Source organism: Burkholderia sp. BCC0419, from assembly GCF_902830285.1.
Classification (GTDB): Bacteria; Pseudomonadota; Gammaproteobacteria; order Burkholderiales; family Burkholderiaceae; genus Burkholderia.
Window position 1 is genome coordinate 18,672 of the sequence record NZ_CADESR010000016.1, and the last position, 26,091, is coordinate 44,762.

At 70.0% G+C, this 26,091-nt stretch carries 23 protein-coding genes; 12 read left to right on the plus strand and 11 right to left on the minus strand.

What is annotated here, in order from left to right; translation table 11 throughout:
• The first annotated feature begins 46 nt into the window (after positions 1–46).
• The 5 genes from HWW87_RS36020 (at position 47) to ugpC (ending at position 5,172) form a co-directional block, all read left to right on the plus strand.
• Positions 47–1,372 carry a sugar ABC transporter substrate-binding protein gene (locus HWW87_RS36020; protein ID WP_174429607.1) on the plus strand — a complete coding sequence of 442 codons (1,326 nt, stop codon included), beginning with the start codon at positions 47–49 and terminating at the stop codon, positions 1,370–1,372.
• A 114-nt stretch (positions 1,373–1,486) separates the two neighbouring features.
• Entirely contained in the window at positions 1,487–2,434 is a 948-nt protein-coding gene (locus HWW87_RS36025; protein ID WP_174390678.1) for a sugar ABC transporter permease, read from the plus strand.
• Positions 2,431–3,282 (plus strand): carbohydrate ABC transporter permease, encoded by an 852-nt coding sequence (locus HWW87_RS36030; RefSeq protein WP_027785273.1) that lies wholly within the window; start codon positions 2,431–2,433, stop codon positions 3,280–3,282. The genes HWW87_RS36025 and HWW87_RS36030 overlap by 4 nt, the downstream gene beginning before the upstream one ends.
• A complete protein-coding gene (locus tag HWW87_RS36035; protein WP_175824261.1) occupies positions 3,279–4,007 on the plus strand; it encodes an HAD family phosphatase in 729 nt (242 codons plus the stop codon). The genes HWW87_RS36030 and HWW87_RS36035 overlap by 4 nt, the downstream gene beginning before the upstream one ends.
• 55 nt (positions 4,008–4,062) lie before the next feature.
• Positions 4,063–5,172 (plus strand): sn-glycerol-3-phosphate ABC transporter ATP-binding protein UgpC, encoded by a 1,110-nt coding sequence (gene ugpC / locus HWW87_RS36040; protein ID WP_175824262.1) that lies wholly within the window; start codon positions 4,063–4,065, stop codon positions 5,170–5,172.
• A 13-nt stretch (positions 5,173–5,185) separates the two neighbouring features.
• Here ugpC and HWW87_RS36045 read toward each other — a convergent pair whose 3' ends face one another.
• Complete coding sequence (locus HWW87_RS36045; RefSeq protein ID WP_175824263.1) at positions 5,186–6,070, minus strand: LysR family transcriptional regulator; 885 nt, start codon at positions 6,068–6,070, stop codon at positions 5,186–5,188.
• 113 nt (positions 6,071–6,183) lie between these two features.
• On the opposite strand from HWW87_RS36045, the gene HWW87_RS36050 reads away from it, so the two are divergent.
• Positions 6,184–7,380 carry a serine hydrolase domain-containing protein gene (locus HWW87_RS36050; protein ID WP_175824264.1) on the plus strand — a complete coding sequence of 399 codons (1,197 nt, stop codon included), beginning with the start codon at positions 6,184–6,186 and terminating at the stop codon, positions 7,378–7,380.
• Positions 7,377–8,624, plus strand: coding sequence for an MFS transporter (locus HWW87_RS36055; RefSeq protein ID WP_175824265.1), 1,248 nt, complete (start codon positions 7,377–7,379; stop codon positions 8,622–8,624). The genes HWW87_RS36050 and HWW87_RS36055 overlap by 4 nt, the downstream gene beginning before the upstream one ends.
• Before the next feature lie 22 nt (positions 8,625–8,646).
• Here the strand turns inward: HWW87_RS36055 and HWW87_RS36060 are convergent, their stop codons facing one another.
• The 4 genes from HWW87_RS36060 to HWW87_RS36075 form a co-directional block, all read right to left on the minus strand.
• Positions 8,647–9,603 (minus strand): sugar-binding transcriptional regulator, encoded by a 957-nt coding sequence (locus tag HWW87_RS36060; protein ID WP_244107412.1) that lies wholly within the window; start codon positions 9,601–9,603, stop codon positions 8,647–8,649.
• 121 nt (positions 9,604–9,724) lie between these two features.
• Positions 9,725–11,206: a xylulokinase gene (xylB, locus tag HWW87_RS36065; protein ID WP_175824267.1), complete on the minus strand. Its 1,482-nt coding sequence runs from the start codon at positions 11,204–11,206 to the stop codon at positions 9,725–9,727.
• A 105-nt stretch (positions 11,207–11,311) separates the two neighbouring features.
• A complete protein-coding gene (gene dalD, locus HWW87_RS36070) occupies positions 11,312–12,706 on the minus strand; it encodes a D-arabinitol 4-dehydrogenase (protein WP_175824268.1) in 1,395 nt (464 codons plus the stop codon).
• A 174-nt stretch (positions 12,707–12,880) separates the two neighbouring features.
• Entirely contained in the window at positions 12,881–13,792 is a 912-nt protein-coding gene (locus HWW87_RS36075; protein ID WP_175824269.1) for a LysR family transcriptional regulator, read from the minus strand.
• Between the two features lie 98 nt (positions 13,793–13,890).
• Here HWW87_RS36075 and mdlC point away from each other — a divergent pair, with 98 nt between their 5' ends.
• From mdlC to HWW87_RS36095, 4 genes are all read left to right on the plus strand, one after another.
• Positions 13,891–15,498, plus strand: coding sequence for a benzoylformate decarboxylase (gene mdlC, locus HWW87_RS36080; RefSeq protein ID WP_175824270.1), 1,608 nt, complete (start codon positions 13,891–13,893; stop codon positions 15,496–15,498).
• A gap of 29 nt (positions 15,499–15,527) precedes the next feature.
• Positions 15,528–16,979, plus strand: coding sequence for an aldehyde dehydrogenase family protein (locus HWW87_RS36085; protein ID WP_175824271.1), 1,452 nt, complete (start codon positions 15,528–15,530; stop codon positions 16,977–16,979).
• A 14-nt stretch (positions 16,980–16,993) separates the two neighbouring features.
• Positions 16,994–17,938 carry a 2-dehydropantoate 2-reductase gene (locus tag HWW87_RS36090; RefSeq protein ID WP_175824272.1) on the plus strand — a complete coding sequence of 315 codons (945 nt, stop codon included), beginning with the start codon at positions 16,994–16,996 and terminating at the stop codon, positions 17,936–17,938.
• Between the two features lie 258 nt (positions 17,939–18,196).
• Entirely contained in the window at positions 18,197–19,603 is a 1,407-nt protein-coding gene (locus HWW87_RS36095; protein WP_175824273.1) for an MFS transporter, read from the plus strand.
• Between the two features lie 20 nt (positions 19,604–19,623).
• Here HWW87_RS36095 and kynA read toward each other — a convergent pair whose 3' ends face one another.
• The 3 genes from kynA to kynB all read right to left on the minus strand — a co-directional run bounded on the left by kynA (position 19,624) and on the right by kynB (position 22,569).
• The gene (gene kynA, locus HWW87_RS36100; RefSeq protein WP_174429631.1) at positions 19,624–20,556 is read right to left on the minus strand and encodes a tryptophan 2,3-dioxygenase; all 933 of its coding nucleotides are present in this window, start codon (positions 20,554–20,556) and stop codon (positions 19,624–19,626) included.
• A gap of 90 nt (positions 20,557–20,646) precedes the next feature.
• A complete protein-coding gene (kynU, locus tag HWW87_RS36105) occupies positions 20,647–21,897 on the minus strand; it encodes a kynureninase (RefSeq protein ID WP_175824305.1) in 1,251 nt (416 codons plus the stop codon).
• 30 nt (positions 21,898–21,927) lie between these two features.
• Complete coding sequence (gene kynB, locus HWW87_RS36110; protein WP_175824274.1) at positions 21,928–22,569, minus strand: arylformamidase; 642 nt, start codon at positions 22,567–22,569, stop codon at positions 21,928–21,930.
• A gap of 129 nt (positions 22,570–22,698) precedes the next feature.
• Between kynB and HWW87_RS36115 the strand changes: the two genes are divergently transcribed.
• Positions 22,699–23,199, plus strand: a complete 501-nt coding sequence (locus HWW87_RS36115) for an Lrp/AsnC family transcriptional regulator (protein ID WP_006477992.1) — start codon at positions 22,699–22,701, stop codon at positions 23,197–23,199.
• On the opposite strand, the gene HWW87_RS36120 is transcribed toward HWW87_RS36115, so the two are convergent.
• The 3 genes from HWW87_RS36120 to HWW87_RS36130 form a co-directional block, all read right to left on the minus strand.
• The gene (locus HWW87_RS36120) at positions 23,186–23,695 is read right to left on the minus strand and encodes a flavin reductase family protein (protein WP_174389026.1); all 510 of its coding nucleotides are present in this window, start codon (positions 23,693–23,695) and stop codon (positions 23,186–23,188) included. The two genes, HWW87_RS36115 and HWW87_RS36120, sit on opposite strands and share 14 nt — an antisense overlap.
• 280 nt (positions 23,696–23,975) lie before the next feature.
• Positions 23,976–24,641: a hypothetical protein gene (locus HWW87_RS36125; protein WP_175824275.1), complete on the minus strand. Its 666-nt coding sequence runs from the start codon at positions 24,639–24,641 to the stop codon at positions 23,976–23,978.
• On the minus strand, positions 24,638–26,044 hold the full coding sequence (locus tag HWW87_RS36130) for a selenium-binding family protein (RefSeq protein WP_175824276.1): 1,407 nt from the start codon (positions 26,042–26,044) through the stop codon (positions 24,638–24,640). Before HWW87_RS36130 ends, HWW87_RS36125 begins: the two co-directional genes overlap by 4 nt.
• Between the last annotated feature and the right edge of the window lie 47 nt (positions 26,045–26,091).

Consider the following 26,091-nt stretch of genomic DNA (forward strand, 5'->3'; position numbering starts at 1 on the left):
CCGACGCAAAACCGACGACATTTCGAATAATCAAAGGAGACATGCCATGCAACGAAAGATGCTCGACGCCGCCGCACGCTGCTTCGCCGGAGCCGCGCTCGCGACGGCGGCCTGCGCGGCGTCCGCCGGCACGCTGACGATCGCGACGCTGAACAACCCCGACATGATCGAGTTGAAGAAGCTGTCGCCGGCGTTCGAGAAGGCGAACCCCGACATCAAGCTGAACTGGGTGATCCTCGAGGAGAACGTGCTGCGCCAGCGCGCGACGACCGACATCACGACCGGCAGCGGCCAGTTCGACGTGATGGCGATCGGCACCTATGAAACGCCGCAGTGGGGCAAGCGCGGCTGGCTCGCGCCGATCACGGGCCTGCCGGCCGACTACGACCTGAACGACATCGTGAAGACCGCGCGCGACAGCCTGTCGTACAACGGCCAGCTCTACGCGCTGCCGTTCTACGTCGAAAGCTCGATGACGTTCTACCGCAAGGACCTGTTCGCGGCGAAGGGGCTGAAGATGCCCGACCAGCCGACCTACGACCAGATCGCCGAATTCGCGGACAAGCTTACCGACAAGTCGAAGGGCACCTACGGGATCTGCCTGCGCGGCAAGGCCGGCTGGGGCGAGAACATGGCGTTCGTATCGACGGTCGTGAACACGTTCGGCGGACGCTGGTTCGACGAGAACTGGAACGCGCAGCTCACGTCGCCCGAGTGGAAGAAGGCGATCAATTTCTACGTGAACCTGCTGAAGAAGAACGGCCCGCCGGGCGCGAGCTCGAACGGCTTCAACGAGAACCTGACGCTGACCGCGTCCGGCAAGTGCGCGATGTGGATCGACGCGACGGTCGCGGCCGGGATGCTCTACAACAAGCAGCAGTCGCAGGTGGCCGACAAGATCGGCTTCGCGGCCGCGCCGGTCGCCGCCACGCCGAAGGGCTCGCACTGGCTATGGGCGTGGGCGCTGGCCGTGCCGAAGACGTCGAAGCAGCAGGACGCGGCGCGCAAGTTCATCGCGTGGGCGACGTCGAAGCAGTACATCGAGATGGCCGGCAAGGACGAAGGCTGGGCATCGGTGCCGCCGGGCACGCGCACGTCGACGTATCAGCGCCCCGAGTACAAGGCCGCCGCGCCGTTCTCGGACTTCGTGCTGAAGGCGATCGAGACGGCCGACCCGAACGATCCGTCGCTGAAGAAGGTGCCGTACACGGGCGTGCAGTACGTCGGGATTCCTGAATTCCAGTCGTTCGGCACGGTGGTCGGCCAGTCGATCGCAGGCGCGGTCGCGGGCCAGATGTCGGTCGACCAGGCGCTCGCCGCGGGCCAGGCCGCCGCCGATCGCGCGGTGCGGCAGGCCGGCTACAAGAAGTAACGCGCAAGCCGTCGCGCGGCCCGCATCGTGCGCCGTGGCACACGGCGCGGGCCGGCGAAGCTGACAGGCGGGCAGGCCGTTCGCGCCCGCGTATCAACCGGAGGGACTCCGATCATGCGTCACCTGCGTCTTCCCCTGAGTCACGCGCCGTCGGTCGGCGACGCGTCGTTGCCGCCCGGCGCGCCGCGCCGTGCGCGCGGCGGCGCGAGCTGGCTCGTGTCGCCGTCCGTCGCGGTGCTGCTGCTGTGGATGTCGATTCCGCTCGCGATGACGATCTGGTATTCGTTCTCGCGCTACAACCTGCTGAACCCGGACGTGAAGGGCTTCGCCGGGTTCGACAACTACCGCTTCCTCGCAACCGATCCGTCGTTCCTGCCCGCGATCTGGCACACGCTCGTGCTGATCGGCGCGGTGCTCGCGATCACCGTGGTCGGCGGCGTGCTGATGGCCGTGCTGTTCGACCGCAAGTTTTACGGGCAGGGCATTGCGCGCCTGCTCGCGATTGCGCCGTTCTTCGTGATGCCGACCGTCTCCGCGCTGATCTGGAAGAACATGATCCTGCATCCGGTATACGGGCTCGTCGCGAATGCGATGCGCGCGCTCGGGATGACGCCGATCGACTGGTTCGCCGATTACCCGCTGACCGCCGTGATCATCATCGTCGCGTGGCAGTGGCTGCCGTTCGCATTCCTGATCCTGTTCACCGCGATCCAGTCGCTCGACCAGGAGCAGAAGGAAGCCGCGCGCATCGACGGCGCCGGCCCGATCGCGATGTTCTTCTACATCACGCTGCCGCACCTGAAGCGCGCGATCGCCGTGGTCGTGATGATGGAGACGATCTTCCTGCTGTCGATCTTCGCGGAAATCTACACGACGACCGGCGGCGGCCCGGGCGACGCGACGACCAACCTGTCGTACCTGATCTATGCGCTCGGTCTGCAGCAGTTCGACGTCGGCCTCGCGTCCGCGGGCGGCATCATCGCCGTCGTGGTCGCGAACGTCGTGTCGTTCTTCCTGGTGCGGATGCTCGCGCGCAACCTGAAGGGGGAGTACGAGAAATGAGCGACCTGACCTTCGCAGGCCGGCGCACGCCGGCCGTGTTCGATCTCGTGCGGCGCGCGCTGCCCGGCACGCTCGCGTGGCTGATCGCGCTGCTGCTGTTCTTCCCGATCTTCTGGATGGCGATCACCGCGTTCAAGACCGAGCAGCAGGCGTACGCGTCGACGCTGTTCTTCATGCCGACGCTCGACAGCTTCCGCGAGGTGTTCGCGCGCAGCAACTACTTCGCGTTCGCGTGGAATTCGGTGCTGATCTCGGCGGGCGTCACGGTGATCTCGCTGCTGTTCGCGGTGCCGGCCGCGTACGCGATGGCGTTCTTCCCGAACCACCGCACGCAGAAGGTGCTGCTGTGGATGCTGTCGACCAAGATGATGCCGTCGGTCGGCGTGCTGGTGCCGATCTACCTGCTGTGGAAGAACGCCGGGCTGCTCGATACGGTGTCGGGGCTCGTGATCGTCTACACGCTGATCAACCTGCCGATCGCGGTGTGGATGACCTTCACGTACTTCAACGAGATCCCGAAGGACATCCTCGAAGCCGGGCGCATCGACGGCGCGTCGACGTGGCAGGAGATCGTCTACCTGCTGATGCCGATGGCGCTGCCGGGGCTTGCGTCCACCGCGCTGCTGCTCGTGATCCTGTCGTGGAACGAGGCGTTTTGGAGCATCAACCTGTCGAGCTCGAACGCTGCGCCGTTGACCGTGTTCATCGCGTCGTACTCGAGCCCCGAAGGGCTGTTCTGGGCGAAGCTGTCCGCCGCGTCGCTGCTCGCGGTCGCGCCGATCCTGATCGTCGGCTGGCTGTCGCAGAAGCAGCTCGTGCGCGGGCTCACGTTCGGGGCGGTCAAATGAGCGCGGCCGGCGAAGGTGCGGCCGGCGAACGCACGAACGGTCACGGCATGAACGTGCTGATCTGCGATTGCGACGGCGTGCTGATCGACAGCGAGGCCGTGGCCGCCGACGTGATCGTGCGCGAACTCGATGCGCGCTGGCCGGGCGTCGATGCGCGGCCGGCCGTGATGCCGCTGCTCGGGCTGCGCATCGAGCGCGTGCTGGCCGGCGCGAGCGAAGCGGTGGGGCGCACGCTGTCGGCCGACGACGTCGACGCGATCCGCCGCGCGGTCGAGGCGGCGGCCGTCAATGCGCCGATGGTCGATGGCATCGATGCGGCGCTGGCCGCGATTCCACTGACGACGGCCTGCGCAAGCAACAGCTACCGCGCGTACGTCGAAGCGGCGCTCGCGCGTACCGGCCTCGCGCGCTTCTTCGGCGACAGGCTGTTCTGCGCGGATTCGGTCGCGCGGCCGAAGCCGGCGCCGGACGTGTATCTGGCGGCCGCGCGCACGCTCGGCGCGGTGCCCGCGCAATGCCTGGTCGTCGAGGACAGCGTGACCGGCATCACCGCGGCGGCCGCGGCCGGCATGACCGTGCTCGGCTTCGTCGGCGGCGGGCACGCGTCGGCCGCGCAGATCGACGCGTTGCGCAGCATCGGCGCGCGTCACGTATTCGACGACATGCACGAGCTGCCCGGCTACGTCGCGCGCTGGCAGGCGACGGGCGCGGTGCTGCCGAACTAGCAACGATTGCGCGCCGCGTGTCACGCGGCGCATCACGAACGAACGGAGACAGATCATGGCAAGCGTGCTCCTGCGCAACATCGCGAAGCGCTACGACGACACCGAAGTGCTGCGCAACGTGAACCTCGACATCGCCGACGGCGAATTCGTCGTGTTCGTCGGCCCGAGCGGCTGCGGCAAATCCACGCTGATGCGGATGATCGCCGGCCTCGAGGACATTTCGAACGGCGACCTGCTGATCGACGGCGCGAAGGTCAACGACGTGCCGAGCGCGAAGCGCGGCATCGCGATGGTGTTCCAGTCGTATGCGCTGTATCCGCACATGACGCTGTACGACAACATGGCGTTCGGCCTCAAGCTCGCGGGCGCGAAGAAGCCCGAGATCGACCAGGCGGTGAAGCAGGCCGCGAAGATCCTGCACATCGATCACCTGCTCGACCGCAAGCCGAAGCAGCTGTCGGGCGGCCAGCGGCAGCGCGTCGCGATCGGCCGTGCGATCACGCGCAAGCCGAAGGTATTCCTGTTCGACGAGCCGCTGTCGAACCTCGACGCTGCGCTGCGCGTGAAGATGCGGCTGGAATTCGCGCGGCTGCACGACGAGCTGAAGACGACGATGATCTACGTGACGCACGATCAGGTCGAGGCGATGACGCTCGCGGACAAGATCGTCGTGCTGTCGGGCGGCTCGGTGCAGCAGGTCGGCACGCCGAACACGCTGTATCACGCGCCGGCGAACCAGTTCGTCGCGGGCTTCATCGGCTCGCCGAAGATGAACTTCCTGAAGGGCACGGTCGAATCGGCCGACGCGGGCGGCGTGCTCGTGCGCTTCGACAGTGGCGAGACGCAGCGTGTCGCGGTCGACGCGGCGGGGCTGCAGCGCGGCGCCGCGGTGACCGTCGGCGTGCGGCCCGAGCACCTGCTGGTCGACGCAGCGGCGGCGGGCGTCGCCGCGCGGACGATGGCCGTCGAATCGCTCGGCGACGCCGCGTATCTGTATGCAGAGTCGGCCGTCGCGCCGGACGGGCTGATCGCGCGGATTCCGCCGCTCGACACGTACCGCACCGGCGACGCGCTGCACGTGCATGCGCAAGCCGAGCACTGCCACCTGTTCGACGAGCACGGGCAGGCGTTCCGGCGGCTCAGTGTGCACGCGAAGGCCGCGTGACGGCGGGCGCCGGTTACAGGCGCAAGTGCTCGGCCATGTAGTCGACGAACGCGCGCAGCTTCGGCGTCGGATGACGGCCTGACGGCCACAGCACGTAGAACGGCGTGCGGCTCACGACGTGCTCGCCGAGCACCGCGCGCAGCGCGCCGTCGTCGAGCGCGTCGCGCACGAAGAATTCGGGCAGGCACGCGATGCCGAGCCCGCGCAGCGCGAAGCACAGGCGCGTCTCCGCGCTGTTGCTGACCATCGAGACGGGTATCGCCGGCGGCGTGCCCGAGCGCGATGCGCGCAGCGGCCAGATCTCGAGCTTGCCGCTGCTCGGGAAGCGGTAGTGCAGGCAGCGGTGCTGCACGAGATCGGCTGGCGTGCGCGGCGTGCCGTGCCGTTCGAGATAGTCGGGCGATGCGACGAGGTGCTGGCCGAAGTGGCCGAGGAGGCGCGACGACAGCCGCGAATCCGTCGGCCGGCCGGTGCGCAGCACCGCGTCGAAGCCTTCGTCGACCACGTCGACGATCCGGTCGCTGAAGTCGATGTCGAGTTCGATTTCCGGATACGCGGCCATGAAGTCGGCGAGCACCGGCAGCAGCAGCGTGCCGATCGTCGGCAGGCTCACGCGCAGCCGCCCGCGCGGCGCGTTGGCGCTGTGCGTGAGTTCCTGCTCGGCCGCGTCGATCTCGGCGATCACGCGCCGGCATCGTTCCAGGAAGCGCGCGCCTTCCGCGGTGAGCGTGATGCTGCGCGTGCTGCGGTGAAACAGTCGCACGTTCAGCCGCGCTTCGAGCCGCGCGATGCGCTTGCCGATCGCCGACGCCGACAGCCCGAGCGCGCGGCCGGCCGCGACGAAACTGCGCGTTTCCGCGACCTGGACGAATACGACGAAGCCGCCAAGATTTTCCATGCAGGTTCCCGATTGCGGACATCGATGTCCGGAGTGTCCGGAACTCTACCCCGGTTTTTCTTCCCGCGCCGGCTCCCTACGATGGGCGTTCCTTCATTGTTCGAGGTCACGCCATGTCATCCCTGCCTGTCACCGCCCCCCGCAGAGAACCGGACGCCGCGCTGCGCGCGCGGCTCGACGCCGTGCTCGATCGCGCGCTGGCCGATTCGCGCGTGGTCGGCGCGGTCGTGCTGGTCGCGCGCGACGGCGAAGTGCGTTATGCACGCGCGGCCGGGCTGGCCGATCGCGAAGCCGGCACGCCGATGCGCGAGGACACGCTGTTCCGGCTCGCGTCGGTGTCCAAGCCGATCGTGACCGCCGCCGCGATGCGGCTGGTCGCGGCAGGCCGCATCGGGCTCGACGAGCCGGTCGCGCGCTGGCTCCCCGCGTTCACGCCGACGCTCGCGGACGGCACGCCGGCGATCATCACGCTGCGGCATCTGTTGTCGCATACGGCCGGCCTCGGCTATCGCTTCTTCGAAGCGGACGGCGACGGCCCGTATGCGCGCGCGGGCGTATCCGACGGGATGGATCGCGCGAGCCTGTCGCTCGCCGAGAACGTGCGGCGCATCGCCGGCGTGCCGCTGCAGTTCGCGCCCGGCACAGCGTGGGGCTATTCGCTCGCGACCGACGTGGTCGGCGCGCTGATCGAGGCGATCGACGGTCGCCCGCTCCCGCAGGCCGTGGCCGCGCTCGTCACGACGCCGCTCGGGATGCCAGATACCGGATTCGTCGCACCCGACGCCGCACGCGTCGCGACGCCTTACGTGAGCACGCCGGGCGCGCCGCGCCGGATGGCCGACGACGATCTCGTGCCGGTGTTCGACGGCACGGTCGGCATCCGCTTCGAGCCGGCGCGCGCGTTCGATGCGACCGCGTGGCCGTCGGGCGGCGCGGGCATGGTCGGCACCGCGCACGATTGCCTGACGCTGCTCGATACGCTGCGCACGGGCCTCGACGGCTGGCTCGCACCGCGCTGGATCGACGAGATGGCGCGGGTGCAGCCGGGCGCGCACGAATTGCGGGATGCGCCGGGATTCGGTTTCGGGCTCGGCTTTTCGGTGCTGCGCGATCCGGCGGCCGCGCAGTCGCCGGAGTCGGTCGGCACCTGGCGCTGGGGCGGCGCGTACGGGCATGCGTGGTTCGTCGACCGCGCGGCCGGGCTGACCGTCGTCGCGCTGACCAATACGTTGTACGAAGGGATGCACGGGCGCATCGTCACCGACGTGCGCGATGCGGTGTATGGCGTCGACGACCGGAGCGCGGCATGAGCGAGTGCGTATCCGCTTCCCCGTCCGCTTCCGCGGCCGCCGCCGACCGGGCCGCCGATCCTGCATCGGGTTCGTCTGCACCGGTGCGCGCGCGCCTGCCGGTCGCGAACCTGCTTGCGCTTGCCACTGCCGGCTTCATCACGATTCTCACCGAAGCACTGCCGGCCGGCCTGCTGCCACTGATGAGCGCCGACCTGCACGTGACCGAGGCGCTGATCGGCCAACTGGTGACCGTCTATGCGCTCGGCTCGATCGTCGCGGCGATTCCGCTCGTCGCGGCGACGCGTGCGATGCGCCGGCGCCCGCTGCTGCTCGCGGCGCTGGCCGGGTTCGTCGTGTCGAATGCGGTGACGGCCGCGTCGCCGTACTACGCGCTCACGCTGGCAGCACGGTTCGTCGCCGGGATGGCGGCCGGGTTGCTGTGGGCGCTGCTGGCCGGCTATGCGAGCCGGATGGTCGACGCGTCGCTGCGCGGCCGCGCGATCGCGGTCGCGATGCTCGGCGCGCCGGTTGCGATGTCGATCGGGATTCCGGCCGGCACCGCGCTCGGCGCGATGTTCGGCTGGCGCGTTGCGTTCGCCGGCATCACGCTCGCGGCGCTCGCGCTGATCGGCTGGATCCGCGTGCGCGTGCCCGACTATCCGGGGCAGCCGGCCGGCGCGCGCGAGCCGGTGCTCGGCGTGATGACGCTGCCCGGCGTGCGGCCGGTGCTGACGGTGATGTTCGCGTACGTGCTCGCGCACAACATGCTGTACACGTACGTCGCGCCGTTCCTTGCGGGCGTGCGGATGGGCGCGCAGGTCGATGTGGTGCTGTTCGTGTTCGGCATCGCGTCGCTCGTCGGCATCGCGCTGACGGGCGCATGGATCGGCGCCGCGCAGCGACGCCTGACGCTCGCGAGCATCGCGCTGTTCGCGCTGGCGGCGGCGATGCTCGGCGCCGGTTCCGGGATGACGATCGTCTATGCGGGCGTCGTGCTGTGGGGGCTCGCGTTCGGCGGCGCGCCGACATTGTTCCAGACGGCCACCGCGAACGCGGCGGGGGAGTCGGCCGATGTCGCGCAGTCGATGCTCGTGACGGTGTGGAACCTGGCGATTGCCGGCGGCGGCATCGCGGGCGGGATGCTGCTCGGCGCGACGGGCGCCGGCGCGATTCCGTGGGTGCTCGTCGCGCTGCTGGCGCTGGCGTGGGTCGGCGCGTGGCGCGCGCGCCGGCATGCGTTTCCGGCACCGCGCGCGGCCTGAACCGGCGCGTGCGACGGCGGCGTCAGGCCGCCTTCGCGGCGAGCGCGGCGCGCGCGCAGGCTTCGTCGGTGACGAGCCCAGACAGCCAGCCGCCGCGCAGCGCGGCAATCACCGCGTCGTGTTTCTTCGGGCCGCCGGCGAACGCGATCGTTGGCAGCTTCGGCGGCGTGGCGAGCGACACGCTCGTCACGCGTGCGCTGGTCGACACGTCGATCAGCTTGCCCTGCGCGTCGATCGGCACGCCGAGCAGTTCGGCCACCGCGCCGAGCGCGGTCATCTCGTCGCGTTCCTGTTCGGTGATGAAGCCGTCTTCGTAGAGCGGGCAGTGCGGGCCGATGTTGCCGATCCCGACGAACGCGACGTCGGCCTCGCCGGACAGCGCCTCGACGATCCGGTACAGCCGGTGATTGCACCACTGCGCGCGCTCGGCGTCGCTGTCGGCGAACAGCGGCGCGGGCAGCAGGAAATGCTTGCTGCCGGTTTTCTCGGAGATGTACTGCGCGACGTCGTAGCGGTTCGACGAGCCGTCGGCCGCGATCGCGCCGACCATCGACACGAGCCGGTGCTGCGGGCGGTCGATCTGCGCGATCTGCGCGACCGCGGCCTTCAGCGTCCGGCCGCTGCTGACCGCGATCACCATCGGCCGCGTTTCGTTCAGGTAGCGCTCCATCACCTGCGCGCCGGCGACCGCGAGCTTGCGGTCGATCGCGTCGGGCGCGTCGGCGTCGACGGGCACGACTTCGCACATCGCGAGGCCGTAGCGTTTCGACAGCTGCGCGCCGAGATCGAGACAGTCGGCGAGCTGATGGTCGACGCGCACGCGGATCAGGTTCTTCTCGACCGCGAACGCGACGAGGCGCTGCGCGACGGGGCGCGACACCTGCAGCTTTTCGGCGATTTCGTTCTGCGTGTCGCCCGCGACGTAGTAAAGCCACGCGGCGCGCGTGGCGAGATCGAGTTTTTCTGAGGACTTGGACACGATAGCGATTCGGTTCGGATCTGGGGGCCGCCCCGCGGGCCGGCCGGCGGGCCGCATGACGGCATCCACTGTACCGCATGTCGCTCGCACGGCCGGCGGCCGGCCGCGTGACCGTGCTCGCCTACGCGAGCCGTGCGCGCGACGGCTCGTACAGCGGCCGCACGTGACGGTACAGCGTGCGGAACGCGTCGAGGCGTTCGCGCAGCCGCGCATGGCGGGCGGCGTCCGGCGCGTATTCGGCGCGCACCGGCGGCTTGGTCAGCACCGTCTGCGGATCGCCGCCGACGGCCAGCCAGCCGAGCCGTGCCGCGCCGAGCGCCGCGCCCGTTTCGCCGCCGCCGATCTGGCGCGTGCGCACGTTCAGCGCATCCGCGATCAGTTGCGCCCAGAACGCGCTGCGCGCGCCGCCGCCGATCAGCGACAACTGGTCGGTTTCGACGCCGGCCGCATGCAGCGCGTCGAGGCCGTCGGCGAGCCCGAGCGTCACGCCTTCGAGCACCGCGTAGCCGAGGTGCGCGCGCTCGGTCGCGTGCGTCATGCCGAAGAACACGCCCTGCGCGTACGGATCGTTGTGCGGCGTGCGCTCGCCCGACAGGTAGGGCAGGAACAGCGGCGCCGCCGCGAGCGCGTCGGGATCGAGCGCCTCGACTTCGGCGAGCAGCGCGGGCTCGTCGGTGCCGGTCAGCTTGCAGACCCAGCGCAGGCAGCTCGCGGCCGACAGCACGACGCTCATCAGTTGCCAGCGGTCGGGAATCGCATGGCAGAACGCATGCACGGCCGATGCGGGATTCGGCATGAAGCGGTCGCCGACCACGCTCAGCACGCCGGACGTGCCGAGCGACACGAAGCCGTCGCCCGCGTGGATCGCGCCGATGCCGAGCGCGCTCGTCGCGTTGTCGCCGCCGCCGCCCGCGACCACGACGGCCTCCGACAGCCCGAGCGCGCGTGCGATATCCGCACGCAGCGTGCCGGACGGCGCGTTGCCCTCGACGATGCGCGGCATCTGCTCGCGCGTCATCCCGCACGCGGCGAGCAGTGCATCGGACCAGTCGCGGCGTGCAACGTCGAGCCACAGCGTGCCGGCCGCGTCCGACGGATCGGACACTTTCGCGCCGGTCAGCCGGAATCGCAGGTAGTCCTTCGGCATCAGCACGCACGCGGTCGCCGCGAACACGTCGGGTTCATGCTTCGCGACCCACAGCAGTTTCGGCGCGGTGAAGCCGGGCATCGCGAGGTTGCCGGCCAGCGCATGGAGATCGGGCGCGCGTTCGGTGAGCAGCGCGCATTCGTCGGCGCTGCGCATGTCGTTCCACAGGATCGCGGGGCGCAGCACGCGATCGTCGCGGCCGAGCAGCACCGCGCCGTGCATCTGGCCCGACAGGCCGATGCCGCGCACCTGTGCGAATGCCTGGGGATGCTGCTCGCGCAGCGCCGCGAGCGCGGCGAGCGTGCCTTGCCACCAGTCGTCCGGATGCTGTTCGGCCCAGCGCGGATGCGGCCGCGACACGCTGAACGGCGAGCCGGCGGTGCCGACGACCGCGCCGTCCGGGGCGAGCAGCAGCACTTTCACTTCCGAGGTGCCGAGGTCGATGCCGAGATACATGAGCGATCCGTTCCGTCAGAGAGGAGCCGCTACTTTAGCCGTGCCGCACGGCATGTGCCAAGCAGGTTCGCCCGGCTGCGCGGCCGGGCGCCGGCGCGCGCGTCGTCAGCGCGCCGCGAGCCATGCGTCGACGCGCGCGAGCCCGGCGCGCAACGCTTCGAACAGCGCCGCGTTGCCGGCCAGCGAGCCCCACAGCGCGCGGCTCGCGCACAGCGCGACGACCGGATCGTCGGCCCCGACGAGCGCGCGTGCGCTGCTTTCGTCCATCACGCCGTCCTGGTACGCATACGGCAGCGTGCCGCGCGCCCAGCGTTCGAGAAAGCGCAGGAACAGCGCGGGCAGCACGGCGGTGGCGACCGGCGCGGCGCCGCGCGCGAACGATTCGGCGAGCGTCGGCGCGATGAAGCCGGGAATCTTCGAGAAGCCGTCGGCCGCGACGCGCTGGTTCGTGTCGAGCACGTACGGGTTGCCGAAGCGCTCCAGCACGACGTCGCGGTAGCGCGCGAGATCGAGCGGGCTCGGCGTCAGGCACGGGATTACGTCCTGCGTCACGTAGTCGTGCGCGAAGCGGCGGATCGCCGCGTCGTGCGTGCCTTCGTGAATGTAGGTGTAGCCCGCGAGCGTGCCGGCCCATGCAATGCAGCTGTGGGTCGCGTTGAGGATGCGGATCTTCGCTTCCTCATACGGATGCACGTCGTCGACGAGTTCCGCGCCGGCCAGCTCCCAGCGCGGCCGGCCGGCCGCGAAGCGGTCCTCGATCACCCACTGGATGAACGATTCGCCCATCACCGGGCACGCGTCGTCGACGCCGGTGGCCGCGCGCACGCGTTCGCGCACGTCGGCGGTCGGGCGCGGCGTGATGCGGTCGACCATCGCGCTGGGCGTCTCGACGTTCGCATCGAACCACGCGATGAGATCCGTTTCGCCGCGCCGTTCGAGGAATTCGCGCATCCCCGCGCGAAAGCGTGCGCCGTTGTTGCGCAGGTTGTCGCAGCTTTGCAGCGTGAGCGGGCCGGCGCCGCGCTTCACGCGTTCGGCGAGCAGCGCCGCGAGCGCACCGTACAGCGTCGTGCGCGCGCCCTGCAGGTCGGCGGCGAGATCGGCGTTCGCGACGTCGAGCCGGTTGTGTTCGTCGAGGTAGTAGCCGCCTTCGGTGACGGTGAACGACACGATCCGGCAGGCCGGATCGGCGCCGGCGTCGATCAGTGCGGCGAGATCGATCGACCACGGCAGCACGCGCGTGATCGCACGGATCGTCTCGTACGCGCGCTCGCCTTGCGGCGTGACGGTTTCGAGCGTGTACGCGCCGCGTTGCGCGGCGAGCGCGTCCATCGTCTCACGCATGTCGTCGCGGATGTTGCCGACGGTCAGCGACCAGCGTTCGTCGGCCGGCACGGCCGCGTTCACGCGATGCAGATACCACGCCTGGTGCGCGCGGTGAAACGAGCCCGCGCCGATGTGCAGCAGCACGGGCGCGTGGGCGGAGGGCGATTCGCTCATCCGGTGTCTCCTGTTCCTGCCTGTCTATCGTGTCGAATACGATCATTTGCTCTTTGTGTGAGCGAATGATCGTATTCGGACGAACGAAAGTCAAGGCGGGGACACGGCATTTCGATGGTGCGCTGCGGCGGTGTGCGGCCAGGGCAGGCGCGCCGGAGCGGGCGGAAAAAAGCGTCAGCGCCCTTCGCGCGTGAGTGCGACGAGTTCGTCGAGCAGCTTGCCGGCCGGCCCCGGCAGGATCCCGTGGCGGCGCCGGAACGCGGTGAGCGTGCGTACCGCGACCACTTCGCGCACGGGCAGCGTGTCGATCGTGCCGGCGCGCCGCTCGGCGCCATACATCGGCTCGGCCATCCAGCAAAGGAACCCGGCATGCGCGACCAGGCTTTTCAGCGTCGTGACCGAGCGCGTCTCGACCGCGATGTCGGGCAACGGGAGCCCGTGCGCGTCGAAGGTCGCGCGCATGTGGTCGAACGGCGCGGTGCCGCGCGGCGGAATCGCCCAGCGCGCGTGCAGCGTATCGGCGAGCGTCGGCGCGCGGCCGAGCGCGCGCAGCGGATGGTGCGGCGCCGCAACGATATGGCTGCGATCTTCCCAGCGGCATTCGGGAATCGCGACGATCTCGTCGGTATCGGGCCCGTGCGCGGACAGCGCCAAGTCGATCTCGTGCTTGTTCAGCCCTTCCGCGAGCCGGTCCCACACGCCTTCGATGATTTCGACGCGCAGGTTCGGCCAGCGGTCGAGCACGCGGCCGACCGCGATCGGCAGCACGAGGCTCGCGATGCTGCCCACCGTACCGACCTTGATCGTGCCCTTCGCGAACCCGCGCATCGCGTCGAGCTCCTCGCGCGCATGCTCGGCCTCGTGCTGCAGCAGCGTCGCGTGCGGCAGCAACGCTTCGCCGAACGCGGTGAGTTGCACGCCCTTCGAATGGCGCTCGAACAGCGGCGCGCCGACCTGCTCCTCGAGCCGCTTCAGGATCCGGCTCAGCGCCGGCTGCGTGACATGCAATGCGTCGGCCGCGCGGCCGAGGCTGCCGCACGCGACGATCGTCGTGAACGCGCGCAGTTGTCGGAGATCGAAAGTCATGCTGGAGCGTAATGGCTTTTTGCAGAAAATACAGTATCGGTGAATGGCTTGCGCTTCGATACTGTGGAAACCGCCAAGCCATCGAGGAGACACCGAGCATGCCCGGCCATCCGCCTTCCTCCGCCGCATCGATCACCGTTCGCGATGCGGTCATCGATCTGCTCCGCCAGTTCGGCATCGACCGCGTGTTCGGCAATCCCGGCTCGACCGAGCTGCCGATGTTCCGCGATTTCCCCGACGATTTCCGCTACGTGCTCGGCCTGCACGAAGCCGTCGTGGTCGGGATGGCCGACGGCCATGCGCAGGCCACCGGCCACGCGGCGGTCGTCAACCTGCATTCGGCGGCGGGCGTCGGCAACGCGATGGGCAATCTGTTTACCGCGTTCAAGAACCGCACGCCGCTGATCGTCACCGCGGGCCAGCAGGCGCGCGCGATTCTGCCGTTCGATCCGTTCCTCGGCGCGACGCAGGCCGCCGAGCTACCGAAGCCTTACGTGAAATGGAGCATCGAGCCCGCTCGCGCGCAGGACGTGCCGGCCGCGATCGCGCGGGCGTACCGGATCGCGATGCAGGAGCCGCGCGGCCCCGTGTTCGTGTCGATCCCGGTCGACGACTGGGACCAGCCGGCCGAGTTGCTGCCGCGGCGCGACGTCAGCAGTATCGTGCGTCCCGATCCCGACGCGCTCGCGCGGCTCGGCGATGCGCTCGACGCGGCGCGGCGCCCCGCGTTCGTGGTCGGCGGGGCCGTCGATCGCGCGGGGGCGTGGGACGACGTCGTGCGCCTCGCCGAGCGGCACCGTGCGCGCGTGTACGTCGCGCCGATGTCGGGGCGCTGCAGCTTTCCCGAGGACCATCCGCTGTTCGCCGGCTTCCTGCCCGCGATCCGCGAGAAGATCGTCGCGCGGCTCGACGGGCACGATCTCGTGTTCGCGTTCGGCGCGCCCGCGTTCACCTATCACATCGAAGGCTTCGGCCCGCACGTGCCGCCGGGCGCCACGCTCGTGCAGCTCGTCGACGATCCGGGCGTCGCCGCGTGGACGCCGTCGGGCGATGCGGTCGTCGGCAATTTGCGGCTCGCCGCGCGCGATCTTCTTGCGCGACCGGCGCCGCCCGAGCGGCCGATGCCCGCGCCGCGCGCGCCGCGGGTCCGTGTCGACGCACCGGCTGCCGGCGAGCGCATGTCGGTCGCGTTCGCGCTGCAGACGCTCGCCGACGTGCGCGACGCACACGACATCGTCGTCGAGGAGGCGCCGAGCGCGCGGCCGGTGATGCAGGAGCATCTGCCGTTCACGCGCAGCGGTACGTTCTACACGATGGATAGCGGCGGGCTCGGCTACGGGATGCCGGCCGCCGTCGGCGTCGCGCTCGCGCAGCCGGGCCGGCGCGTGATCGGGCTGATCGGCGACGGCTCGAGCCTGTATTCGATCCAGGCGCTGTGGAGCGCCGCGCAGCTGAAACTGCCGATCACGTTCGTGATCCTGAACAACCGGCGTTACGCGGCGCTGCAGGATTTCGCGCCCGTGTTCGGCTTCGGCCCCGGCGACCCGGTGCAGGGCACCGATCTGCCCGACCTGGATTTCGTCGCGCTCGCGCAAGGGATGGGCTGCCGCGGCGTGCGCGTCGCCGAAGCGGCGAAGTTGCGCGACGTGCTGACCGACGCGCTGCGTGCGGCGACGCCGGTCGTCGTCGAAGTCGAGATTGCCTGACGCGCGGCGCGCGTCTTTCCGGAGATTCCATGCAAACCGTAGCAATGCTGATCGGCGGCGAACGCCGCCACTCGTCCAGCGGCGCGACCTTCGTGCGCCGCAACCCGCTCGACGGCGAAATCGCGTCGGCCGCGCCCGCGGGCACCGTCGACGATGCGCGCGCGGCGGCCGACGCGGCTGCCCGCGCGTTTCCGGGCTGGGCCGCGCTCGGCCCCGGCGCGCGGCGCGCATTGCTGCTGAAGGCGGCCGCCGCGCTCGAAGCGAAACACGAGCAGTTCGCCGCCGCGATGGCGGCCGAGACGGGCGCGTCCGCGCTGTGGGCCGGCTTCAACGTGCAGCTCGCGGCGAGCGGGCTCATCGAGGCCGCGTCGCTGACCACGCAGGTCGGCGGCGAGCTGATTCCGTCCGACGTGCCGGGCTCGCTCGCGATGGGCGTGCGGCAGCCGGCCGGCGTCGTGCTCGGCATCGCGCCGTGGAATGCGCCGGTGATTCTCGCGACGCGCGCGCTCGCGCTGCCGCTCGCCTGCGGCAACACGATCGTGCTGAAAGGCTCGGAGCTGTGCCCCGTCACGCACGGGCTGGTCGTCGAGGCGCTGCAGGAGGCCGGGCTGCCGCCGGGCGTCGTCAACTTCGTGACGAACGCGCCAGACGATGCGGGCGCCGTCGTCGACGCACTGATCGCACATCCGGCCGTGCGCCGCGTGAATTTCACCGGCTCGACGCGGGTCGGGCGGATCGTCGCCGAAGCGTGCGCGCGTCACCTGAAGCCGGCGGTGCTGGAACTCGGCGGCAAGGCGCCGTTCATCGTGCTCGACGATGCCGATCTCGACGCGGCGGTCGCCGCGGCCGCCTTCGGCGCCTTCGCGAATTCCGGGCAGATCTGCATGTCGACCGAGCGCATCGTCGTCGATGCGTCGATCGCCGACGCGTTCGTCGCGAAGCTCGCCGCCAAGGCCGCATCGCTGCCGCTCGGCGACCCGCGCCAGGGGCCCGTCGTGCTCGGTTCGCTGATCGACACGAAGGCCGTCGAGCGCTGCAACGCACTGATCGACGATGCGCTCGCACACGGCGCGACGCTGCGGTGCGGCGGCAAGGCCGACAGCACGCTGTTCCCCGCGACGCTGCTCGACCACGTGACGCCGGCGATGCGCATCTACGCGGAAGAATCGTTCGGCCCGGTGAAGGGCATTGTGCGCGTCGACGGCGCGGAGGCCGCGATCCGCTGCGCGAACGACAACGCGTTCGGGCTGGCGTCGGCCGTGTTCAGCCGCGACGTCGCGCGGGCGCTGCGTGTCGCGGCGCGTATCGAATCGGGCATCTGTCACGTGAACGGCCCGACCGTGCACGACGAGGCGCAGATGCCGTTCGGCGGCGTGAAGGACAGCGGCTTCGGCCATTTCGGCGGCCAGGCCGGCATCGCCGCGTTCACCGACCTGCGCTGGATCACCGTGCAGACGGCGCCGCGCCACTATCCGTTCTGACGAGGCCGCCGACGATGAGGATTGCGATTCTGGGCGCGGGCGCGATGGGCTCGCTGTTCGGCGGGCGGCTCGCCGAAAGTGGCGAAGCCGTCACGCTGATCGACGTGAACGATGCGCATCTCGATGCGATCCGTCGCGACGGGCTGCGCATCGACGACGACCGCGGCGAACGGCGCATTCGCACGCTGCAGGCCGTGCGGCCGGAAACCGCGAATGCGCACGCGGCCACCGCGCCCGACATACCTTTCGACCTGCTGATCGTTTTCACGAAATCGCTGCACACGCGGGCGGCGCTCGGCGGCGTGCGCGCGCTGCTGACGTCGGACACGTTCGTGCTGACGCTGCAGAACGGGCTCGGCAACGTCGAGACGCTGAATGCGTTCGTGCCGCTCGAGCGCATCCTGGTCGGCGTGACGACGTGGCCGGCCGACGCGGCCGGGCCCGCGCACGTGCGCTCGCACGGCGCCGGCGCGATCCGCATGATGACGGCCGACGGCGCGGCGCGCCCGTTCGCGACGGCCGTGGCCGACGCGCTGTCGCGCGCGGGGCTCGCGTGCACGCTCGATGCCGACGTGTGGGCCGCGATCTGGGAGAAGGTCGCGTTCAATGCGGCGCTCAACACGCTGTGCGCGGCGACGGGCTGCACCGTCGACCAGCTCGGCCATCATCACGACGGTCCGCGGCTCGCGCTGGCGATCGCGGCCGAGACCGCCGCCGTCGCGCGCGCGAAGGGTATTGCGGTCGACGGCGAACGCATCGCGCGCAACGTCGAGCATGCAATCCGCGAACACCGCGGCCATCGCCCGTCGATGCTGCAGGACGTGCTCGCGGGCCGCCGCACCGAAATCGACGCGATCAACGGCAAGGTCGTCGCGGCCGCGCGCGAAGCGGGCGTCGCGGTGCCGCATGCCGAGACGCTGCTCGCGCTCGTCCGGTTGATCGACGCACGGACGAACTGAGCAACAGGCCGGCGGCCGGCTGGCGCCGCGTGACGATACGGATGCCGCGCCCGCGGGGCGATGGCACCGGATCGTGAAGGGCAGGACAGGACGCCGGCGCCGATGCATGGGCGCCGGCCGACTGCGCAGCACGAGATCCGGGCACGCGTGTGCGCCAGCCCGGGCAAATGGAGACGCCATGAAAGCCATCGAATGCCGTTGTCTTGCCGCGCGCCGTTCGCGCACCTTGCCGCCGACGCGCGGCGCCCGGGAGGTCGCATGAGCACGCGCGACGCATCGGATGGACGGCTGCCGCCGTCGGTCGACATCGGCACGACGCTCGACGACGGGCCGTTTACGCCGATGCAGCGCGGCGTGGTGCTGCTCGCCGCGCTCGCGATCGTGCTCGACGGCTTCGACGGCCAGTTGATCGGTTTCGCGATTCCGGTGCTGATCCGCGAGTGGGGCATCACGCGCGGCGCATTCGCGCCGGCCGTCGCGGCGGGGCTGGTCGGGATGGGCATCGGCAGCGCGTGCGCGGGGATCGTCGCGGACCGCTTCGGCCGCCGCCAGGCCGTGATCGGCAGCGTGTTCCTGTTCGGCGTCGCGACCTGCGCGATCGGGTTCGCGCCCGACGTCGCGACGATCGCGATGCTGCGCTTTTGTGCGGGGCTCGGGATCGGCGGCGCACTGCCGACGGCCACCACGATGACCGCCGAATACACGCCCGCGCGGCGCCGCACGATGATGGTGACCGCGACGATCGTCTGCGTGCCGCTCGGCGGGATGCTCGCCGGCCTGTTCGCGCACGAGGTACTGCCGCGCTACGGCTGGCGCGGGCTGTTCTTTGCGGGCGGCGCGTTGCCGCTCGTGCTCGGCTTCGTGCTCGTGCGCGCGTTGCCCGAATCGCCGCGCTATCTCGCGCGGCGCCCCGCACGCTGGCCCGAACTCGGTGCGTTGCTCGCGCGGATGCAGCGGCCGGTCGCGCCGGGCACCGTGTTCACCGATACGAAGGACGCACGCGCGCTGGGCGGCCGCGGCGGCTTCGGCGCGCTGTTCGCGAGCGGGCAGGCACGCGACACGATCGCGCTGTGGTGCGCGTTCTTCATGTGCCTGCTCGCCGTGTACGCGGCGTTCAGCTGGCTGCCGACGATGCTCGCGGCGAGCGGATTGAGCGTGTCGGTCGCGGGCTCGGGACTCACCGCGTACAACCTCGGCGGCGTGATCGGCGCGCTGCTGTGCGCATGGGCGATCGCGCATGCGGGGTCGCGCTGGCCGCTCGCGCTGTGCAGCATCGGCGGCGCGGCGAGCGCGGTATGGCTGATGGGCGTTGATGCGAGCCGCCACACGGGCTGGCTGATCGTCGGGCTCGGCCTGCACGGGCTGTTCGTCAATGCGGTGCAGTCGACGATGTATGCGCTGTGCGCGTACATCTACCCGACGGCCGTGCGCGCGACCGGCACCGCGGGCGCGCTCGCGTTCGGCCGGCTCGGCGCGATCCTCAGTGCGTTCGCGGGCGCGATCGTGATCACGGCGGGCGGCGCGGGCGCGTACCTGACGATGCTGGCCGTGGCGATGGGCGTGGTGTGCGTCGCGCTGCTCGCGATGCGGCGGCACATTCCGCGGCTGACTCGCGAACGGGCAGTGCCGCGCGAAGGGGAGGAACTCGCCCGCACGTCGTCGTGACGGCGGGCGCGTGACGGGCGTTACAGCGTGGTGCGCACGTGCCAGAGCTCGGGGAACAGCACGACGTCGAGCATCTTGCGCAGGTACGGCGCGCCGCTCGTGCCGCCGGTGCCCTGCTTGAAGCCGATGATGCGTTCGACGGTCGTCACGTGACGGAAGCGCCACTGGCGGAACGCATCCTCGAGATCGACCAGTTCCTCGGCCATCTCGTACAGCTCCCAGTGCTGCTGCGGATGACGATAGACCTCGAGCCACGCGGCTTCGACCGTTTCGTCGTGCTGCATCGGCTGGGTCCAGTCGCGCTCGAGCCGCTCCGGCGCGATCGGAAACCCGCGCCGCGCGAGCAGGCGCACGACCTCGTCGTAGAACGACGGCGCCTCGAGCGTCGCGCGCACCTGCTCGAGGATGTCGGGCCGGTGCGCATGCGGCTGCAGCATCTGCGCGTTCTTGTTGCCGAGCAGGAATTCGAGCTGGCGATACTGGTACGACTGGAAGCCCGACGACTGGCCGAGATACGGCCGCATCGCCGAATACTCGGACGGCGTCATCGTCGACAGCACGTTCCACGCCTGCACCAGTTGCTCGAGGATGCGCGACACGCGCGCGAGCATCTTGAACGCGGGCGGCAGCGCGTCGGTGCGCACCGCATCGAGCGCGCCGCGCAGTTCGAACAGTGCGAGCTTCATCCACAGCTCGCTCGTCTGATGCTGGATGATGAACAGCATCTCGTTGTGATCGGGCGACAGCGGATGCTGCGCGTCGAGGATTGCATTCAGCGACAGGTAGTCGCCGTAGCTCATCGACTTCGAGAAATCGAGCTGCGCGTCGTGCCAGCCGCCTTCAGCGGCGTCGCCCGGCACGTGCGGCGCTTCGTGCGCGGCTTGCGCCGGCTGGGCGGCGCGTGCGCCCGAGAACGGACAGCCTGCCGGCGCGTCGCCGCCGGGGGGCTGCATATGACCAGAATTCACGACTTTCTCCAGATTTGAATGACGAACGCGCGGCGCGCGCACCGCATGCAACTGCGGCGCGCCGCGCAAAACCGGTCAGGTCACCGCGCCGCGTTCGGCGAACTCGGGCGCCTTCCACGCGTCGGTGGCGAGGATGTCGCGCAGCGTCTCGACCGCATCCCACACGTCGGCGAAGCGCGTATAGAGCGGCGTGAAGCCGAAGCGCAGCACGTACGGCTCGCGGTAGTCGCCGATCACGCCGCGCGCGATCAGCGCCTGCATCACTTCGTAGCCGTGCGGATGCTCGAAGCTCGCCTGCGAGCCGCGCTGGTGATGCGCGCGCGGCGTGACCAGCTTCAGCGACAGGCCCGCGCAGCGCGCTTCGACGAGCGCGATGAACGCGTCGGTCAGCGCGAGCGACTTGCGGCGGATCGTGTTCATATCGGTCTGCAGGAACACGTCGAGCCCGGATTCGACCATCGACATCGACACGATCGGCTGCGTGCCGCACAGGAAGCGGGCGATGCCCGGATCGGGCGCGAAGCCCGGCTGCATCGCGAACGGCGCGCGGTGGCCCCACCAGCCGGACAGCGGCTGCGAGAAATGCGCGAGATGGCGCTGCGGCACCCACACGAACGCGGGCGAGCCGGGGCCGCCGTTCAGGTACTTGTACGTGCAGCCGACCGCGCCGTCCGCGCGTGCGCCGTTCAGGTCGACCGGCACCGCGCCGGCCGAGTGCGCGAGATCCCACAGCATCAGCGCGCCCGCGTCGTGCACGAGCTGCGTGACGGCCGGCATGTCGTGCATGTAGCCGGTGCGGTAGTTCACGTGCGTGATCATCGCGACGGCCGTGTCCGCGCCGAGTGCGCCCGGCAGGTCGGCCGGATCGTCGATCAGGCGCAGCTCGTAGTTGCCGCCGAGCTGTTCGATCAGCCCCTGCGCGATATACAGGTCGGTCGGGAAGTTCGAGCGTTCCGACACGATCACGCGGCGCTCGGGCGCGCGCTCGGCCTGGTGACGCAGCATCGCCGACAGCAGCTTGAACAGGTTGATCGAGATGGTGTCGGTGACGACCGTCTCGCCGGGCGCGCCGCCGATCAGCGTCGCGAGCTTGTCGCCGAGGCGGCGCGGCAGCGCGAACCAGCCGGCCGTGTTCCAGCTGCGGATCAGGCCTTCGCCCCATTCGGCGCCGATCACCTGCTGCGCGCGGACAGCCGACGCGCGCGGCTGCGCGCCGAGCGAGTTGCCGTCGAGGTAGATCACGCCGTCGGGCAGCGAGAACTGGTCGCGCAGCGGGGCCAGCGGGTCGTCGCGGTCGAGCGCGAGCGCGTCTTCACGGGTCTTGATCATCATGATGTGGGGTCGTAGGTCGGGTAATCAGGAGGCCTGCGCGGGCAGCGCGCGCAGCACCGCGCGCACGGGGCTCGCGTCGAGCGTCGCGAATTTCAGCGGCAGCGCGATCAGTTCGTAGTCGCCGGGCGGCACGTCGTCGAGCACGATCCCTTCGAGGATCGCCATCCGGTGCGCGCGCACGCGGTGATGCGCATCCATCGTCTTCGATTCCTGCGGGTCGAGCGACGGCGTATCGATGCCGATCAGCTTCACGCCGTGCGCGGCGAGCAGGTCGACGGTGTCGGGCGCGACCGCGCAGAAATCGCTGTCCCATTGCTCGACGCTGGCGCGCGGGTACGTGCGCAGCAGCACGCGCGGCGGCACGCCGTCGAGCGCGGCCGCGAGGTCGGCCGGCCGCACGACCGGCGATGCGCCGATGCAATGGATCACGCGGCACGGGCCGAGATAGGTGTCGAGCGGCACCGCGCCGATCGGTGCGCCGTCGGCGTCGTAGTGCAGCGGCGCGTCGCAGTGCGCGCCCGTGTGCGGCGACAGCGTCAGGCGCGCGACGTTGACCGGCGAACCGGCCTCCATGCGCCACACGCGTTCGACGGAAACGGGCGTATCGCCCGGCCATACGGGGGTGGCGGGGCTGACAGGCGGCGAGATGTCCCAGAGTGTGTCCATGGCATGACGAAGCGTGAGTCGATGCTTCGAATGATAGGTGGACGCTCGCAGAAAGTGCTTGCGAAATAAACATGGACAATCCGCCAGATTGGCAGATAATTCGACTGAGAGGGAAAACGGGGACCAAAAATGCACGCGATCACGCTCGATGCCACCGACTGCCGGATTCTGGCGGTACTGCAGGAGGAAGGCAGAATCAGCAATCTCGACCTGGCCGAACGCATCTCGCTTTCGCCATCCGCCTGCCTGCGCCGCATGCGCCTGCTCGAGGAGCAGGGCGTGATCGAGCACTATCGCGCGTGCCTGAGCCGCGAGAAGCTCGGCTTCGAGCTCGAGGCGTTCGTGCAGGTGTCGATGCGCAACGAAGAGAATCAATGGCACGAGCGCTTCGCGGAAGCGCTGCGCGAATGGCCGGAGGTGGTCGGCGCGTTCGTCGTGACGGGCGAGAGCCACTATCTGCTGCGCGTGCTCGCGCACAACCTCAAGCACTATTCGGATTTCGTGCTGAATCGCCTCTACAAGGCGCCGGGCGTGATGGACATCCGTTCGAACATCGTGCTGCAGACGCTGAAGGACGAGGCCGGCGCGCCGGTCGGCCTGGCGCGCACGGGGGCGATCAAAGCGGTGTGAGGCCGTGGAAGCCGCCGCCGTGGAACACGAGCGGCGGTGCCGTTTCCGATACGGCGCGTACGCCGCAGCGTTCCACTTCGCCGACGAAGATCACATGGTCGCCTTCGTCGTAGCGGCTGCGGTTGTGGCATTCGAACCATGCGAGTGCGCCGTCGAGCACGGGCATCCCCGAGTTGCCGGCCGCATGCGCGATCCCTTCGAAGCGATCGCCCTTGTAGGTCGAGAAGCGCTTGCACAGGTCGAGCTGCGACGCCGCGAGCACGTTCACCACGTAATGGCTGTTGCCGCGGAACACCGGCGTCGACGCCGATTTGTGCGCGAGGCTCCACAGCACGAGCGGCGGATCGAGCGAAACCGAATTGAACGAGCTGGCGGTGATGCCGATCAGCTGGCCGGACGGCGCCTGCGTCGTGATCACCGTCACGCCCGTCGCGAACTGGCCGAGCGCCTGCCGGAAGGCGGCCGCGTCGAAATCCGGCGGATTGGCGTGGCTCATCGGGCGGCCATCCGGAACGGGACGAGCGGGCGCGACACGACACGGGCGTGACGGGCGCGGCGGACGAAAGACGACAACGCGGTCGAGTGGGAAGGGGTGCGCATGGCCCGATTTTAGCGGAATCGGGGCCGCCGGGCCCGGTCGGGCGGCGCAGCGCGACGGCAGGGTGGCGTAGCGAACACTGCGGTGCGCGGCCGGCAGCGCCGTTCTGTCGCGTTTTTCAACGGTACGGCCGTTCCGGCTGGCACCCTGTTGTTCCACCCGGCATCGCTGCCCCGCACTATCGCGCCGCCGCCAGCCCGAGCGACAGCGCACCCGTCACGATCAGGCCCGACGCCCACACCGCATCCAGATTGAACCAGCTCCGCGACACGAACTTCAATCCGAGATAGCGGTACACGAGCCACGCGAGCCCGCCGCCGGCGGCGATCATCGCGGCCGCATGCACGGCCGCGACGACGAGCGCCATCCCGAGATGCGCATCGACGAGCATCGCCGCCGCGCGGTGGCCGGCATCCCGGTCGAGCCCGCACAGGCCGAGGTAGATCGGCACGAGCATCAGCCCCGCGCCGTGCGCGAGCGCGACCGCGAACGACCACAGGCCGAGCCGCGCCGGCGGAATCCGCGCGAGCGCCCGTGGATGCCGGCGCCGGATCAGCAGCACCGCGCCGAAGCCGATCACGAGCGCGCTCGCGCCGATCCGGATCGCCGACTGCCACGCGAGCAGCGCGGCAAGCAGCCCGAACGGCAGCATCACCGCGAAGACGGCGAGCGCATGACCGAGCGCGAGATAGCCGAGCGCCGCGACGAGCGCGCCGCCGCGGCGCGTCATCAGCGCGTTCGACACCGCGAGCGGCCAGCCCATCGCCGGGTTGAGCCCGTGATAGACGCCGCTCGCGAGCACGGCCGCCCATAACGCAAACGGCGCATGAAGGCCGGCGCTCAACGCTTGACCGACGGATAGCAGAACGAGTCGGTCGAGCAGTCGCCGCCTTCGAGCCGGATCTGGTGCGCGCGATAGCCTTCGGGGAATTCGACCCAGTAGTCGTCGGCGAGCGTCAGCCCGCCGTCCGGCCCCGCGTGCGCGAGCACCTGCGCGGCCGGCACGCCGTCCGGATAGAACTGGTCGTCCCACGTCGAATAGAGCGAGTTGGTCCAGTACACGCGCCGGCCGTCGCGGCTGATCTCGACCATCTGCGGGCCGCCCGCGAACGTGCGGCCGTTCGAGTGCGGCGCGCGGCGCGCGATGCCGCCGATGCGCACCGACCCCGCGAGCACCGGGTTGTGCGGATCCGACACGTCGTACTGGCGCATCTCGCCGGTGCCCCAGCACGACACGTACAGGAAGCGGTCGTCGAGCGACAGGTCGATGTCGGTCACGAGCGGCGGCACCGCGCCAAATCCTTGCAGCAGCGGCGGCAGCGCGTCGGCCGTGGCCGGCTCGGCCGGAATCGTCGCGGTCTTCTTCACATGGAACTGGCCGCCTTCGCGCCACCAGGTCCAGATCGAGCCTTCGAGATTGGTCGTATCGACCACGACGCCGACGAATCCGTATTCGCGTACCGGGTCGTGCGCGGGCCGCACTTCGAGCGCCATCTGGTGCTGCGCGCCGAGATCGATCGTCTGCACGTTGCGCCGCGCGCGCAGGTCCCAGAAATGCAGCCGATGCCCGTACTTGTTCGCGAGCAGATCCTCGGGGACGATCCCGTTCTCGAATTGCGGCGGCAGCGCCCATTCGCTCGACACCATGTAGTCGCGCGGCAGGTTCCACCAGAAGTCGTAATGCTTGTCCTGCGGGCCGCGGTCGATCTCCCAGCGGCCGAGCACGTCGAAGGTCTCGCAATCCATGATGAAGATGCCGGGCGCGCCGTCGGTGCCGTCCTTGCCCGCGCCGCCGAGCGTGCTCACGTAGATGCCCTCGGGGCCGCAATGCACGGTGTGCGGCCGCGAATAGCCGGTCTTCGCGAAGATCTCGTCGGGCTCGATGATCTTGTGGATGCGCGCCTGCGTCGGATGCGGCTTCGTGTCGATCACGTAGATGCGCGACGAGCGCAGGCCGGGGATGATCAGGAAGCGGCGCTCGAGGAACGCATGGCCGGTCAGCGGCGACAGCGACGACGAGCACGCATTCCAGCCGAAGTGGTGAAACTCGTCGCCGGTGTTCGGCATCGTCACCGTATGCACGATCTTGCCGTACGTCGACGAACCGGGCTTCACGTCAATCACGGCGAGCGCGTCGGGTCTGGAAAAATCGGGGCTCAGCAACAACGTATAGGCAAACTCCTCCGCCGGCGCCTGCATCGCAAGCTCGGGCGAAGCGTGAAACGTCGGGTCAGGCCGCATGCTCATGGTGATGCCCTCTCGGTGGTGTCGGATCGTGGACGCACGGCCGTTCA

What these genes read in the sequence shown, in the direction of transcription:
- mdlC (WP_175824270.1), top strand. Translation starts at nt 13,891, where the DNA reads ATGCCCGGCCATCCGCCTTCCTCCGCCGCATCGATCACCGTTCGCGAT.
- HWW87_RS36035 (WP_175824261.1), top strand. Translation starts at nt 3,279, where the DNA reads ATGAGCGCGGCCGGCGAAGGTGCGGCCGGCGAACGCACGAACGGTCAC.
- kynB (WP_175824274.1), bottom strand. Translation starts at nt 22,569, where the DNA reads ATGGACACACTCTGGGACATCTCGCCGCCTGTCAGCCCCGCCACCCCC.
- HWW87_RS36020 (WP_174429607.1), top strand. Translation starts at nt 47, where the DNA reads ATGCAACGAAAGATGCTCGACGCCGCCGCACGCTGCTTCGCCGGAGCC.
- kynA (WP_174429631.1), bottom strand. Translation starts at nt 20,556, where the DNA reads ATGCAGCCCCCCGGCGGCGACGCGCCGGCAGGCTGTCCGTTCTCGGGC.
- xylB (WP_175824267.1), bottom strand. Translation starts at nt 11,206, where the DNA reads ATGTATCTCGGCATCGACCTCGGCACCTCGGAAGTGAAAGTGCTGCTG.
- HWW87_RS36115 (WP_006477992.1), top strand. Translation starts at nt 22,699, where the DNA reads ATGCACGCGATCACGCTCGATGCCACCGACTGCCGGATTCTGGCGGTA.
- HWW87_RS36085 (WP_175824271.1), top strand. Translation starts at nt 15,528, where the DNA reads ATGCAAACCGTAGCAATGCTGATCGGCGGCGAACGCCGCCACTCGTCC.
- HWW87_RS36120 (WP_174389026.1), bottom strand. Translation starts at nt 23,695, where the DNA reads ATGAGCCACGCCAATCCGCCGGATTTCGACGCGGCCGCCTTCCGGCAG.
- HWW87_RS36090 (WP_175824272.1), top strand. Translation starts at nt 16,994, where the DNA reads ATGAGGATTGCGATTCTGGGCGCGGGCGCGATGGGCTCGCTGTTCGGC.
- HWW87_RS36050 (WP_175824264.1), top strand. Translation starts at nt 6,184, where the DNA reads ATGTCATCCCTGCCTGTCACCGCCCCCCGCAGAGAACCGGACGCCGCG.
- HWW87_RS36095 (WP_175824273.1), top strand. Translation starts at nt 18,197, where the DNA reads ATGAGCACGCGCGACGCATCGGATGGACGGCTGCCGCCGTCGGTCGAC.
- HWW87_RS36030 (WP_027785273.1), top strand. Translation starts at nt 2,431, where the DNA reads ATGAGCGACCTGACCTTCGCAGGCCGGCGCACGCCGGCCGTGTTCGAT.
- dalD (WP_175824268.1), bottom strand. Translation starts at nt 12,706, where the DNA reads ATGAGCGAATCGCCCTCCGCCCACGCGCCCGTGCTGCTGCACATCGGC.
- HWW87_RS36075 (WP_175824269.1), bottom strand. Translation starts at nt 13,792, where the DNA reads ATGACTTTCGATCTCCGACAACTGCGCGCGTTCACGACGATCGTCGCG.
- HWW87_RS36045 (WP_175824263.1), bottom strand. Translation starts at nt 6,070, where the DNA reads ATGGAAAATCTTGGCGGCTTCGTCGTATTCGTCCAGGTCGCGGAAACG.
- HWW87_RS36055 (WP_175824265.1), top strand. Translation starts at nt 7,377, where the DNA reads ATGAGCGAGTGCGTATCCGCTTCCCCGTCCGCTTCCGCGGCCGCCGCC.
- ugpC (WP_175824262.1), top strand. Translation starts at nt 4,063, where the DNA reads ATGGCAAGCGTGCTCCTGCGCAACATCGCGAAGCGCTACGACGACACC.
- HWW87_RS36025 (WP_174390678.1), top strand. Translation starts at nt 1,487, where the DNA reads ATGCGTCACCTGCGTCTTCCCCTGAGTCACGCGCCGTCGGTCGGCGAC.
- HWW87_RS36130 (WP_175824276.1), bottom strand. Translation starts at nt 26,044, where the DNA reads ATGAGCATGCGGCCTGACCCGACGTTTCACGCTTCGCCCGAGCTTGCG.